Below are 1,355 nucleotides of genomic sequence, written 5' to 3' on the forward strand. Positions count from 1 at the left end.
TACAATGACGGGATACCGCCAGCAAAAGCCGAGGTTCGGCCTAACCAAGTGTCCGGATTTAGTTGACCACTACAAGATAAAACTCGCCGAGCTCAACGCCAACCCCATGCTACTTGGTGTCGGTAACGGGGTTATCGATCTGAACTCTGGATGTTTCCTTGCTGCTCGTCGAGCCCATTTGCTGACCAGTGCCAGCCCTGCTGTCTATATCTCGGGGGCTACTTGTCCACGCTGGGAGCAATTCATCAGTGAAATCACCTGTGGAGATGCCGAACTGGCCACCTTCCTGCAACGCTGTGTGGGCTACTGGATAACGGGCCGTACCGACGAGCAATTGTTGTTCTTCCTCTATGGTAATGGCTGTAATGGTAAGAGCACCTTCATGTCGGTCATCCAGCAACTGCTCGGGGACTATAGTCGGCAGATCAACAGTAATGTCTTGCTGTTTAACCGCAATGCCAGTACCGGCCCGAACCCATCGTTGACCAAGCTGGTGGACGCCCGACTGGTAGTAGCTAATGAGCTACCAGAGGGATCTCGCATGGATGAGAACCTAGTGAAAGCCATGACGGGTGACGACATCATTGTCGCTAGGGCCCCTTATGCCAAGAGCGAGATGGAGTTCCGTCCCCGCTTCTCACTTGTTATGGTGGGGAACCACAAGCCAGTGATCCGGGATACCAGCCCAGGCATGTGGCGACGAATGATGATGATTCCCTTCAATGCAGCGTTTACAGGAGAGCAATTAGATCCGTACTTGATGCAGAAGCTTCAGGATGAACTGCCAGGTATCTTGAACTGGGCCATCCAAGGCACCCAGATGTGGTTGGCACAAGGGCTGAAACGGTCGATGCCAGCCAGCATCAAAGCCGATGTCGAGAGCTACCGTGCCGAATCCGATCTGGTGGGACGCTTTTTGGAAGAGTGCACTCAGCCAAGCAGTAACTACAAATGCACCATGGACGAGATCTACGCTGCTTTTAGCCGCTGGGCTCAGCAGGACAGAGAGTGGACCATGAGTAAAATCATCCTGAAGAAAAAACTTGTGGATAAGGGTTTCGAAGCAACACGCTACCGTAACAAGGCTGCAATTATTGGGATTGTGTTACGCGATGATGCATTTGATGCTTATCCAAGTGCATCCCCTACGCTCCGTCTTGCATCAAATCAATAACATTTTCGGGGCCTGCGGGCCCCTTTTCGTTGTCGGTTATGGCCCACATCACTGCCCCATACTGAGGCGGTACTCTGTGCACCTTCAACGTCATAACGTAAGCTGTGTGTATGGAGATGGTATTCACCTGACAGTTGCCCACAAAAGGGAGTGGTCATACGGCTTCAAACCGGATAACAAA

At 52.0% G+C, this 1,355-nt stretch carries 1 protein-coding gene; it reads left to right on the forward strand.

The features are described 5' to 3' along the window. A partial coding sequence (locus tag NOM06_RS20775) for a phage/plasmid primase, P4 family (protein ID WP_255913030.1) occupies positions 1 to 1,174 on the forward strand: 1,174 nt, incomplete at its 5' end. Positions 1,175 to 1,355 lie beyond the last annotated feature (181 nt).

Source organism: Aeromonas sp. JL9, from assembly GCF_024436075.1.
Lineage (GTDB): Bacteria > Pseudomonadota > Gammaproteobacteria > Enterobacterales > Aeromonadaceae > Aeromonas > Aeromonas veronii.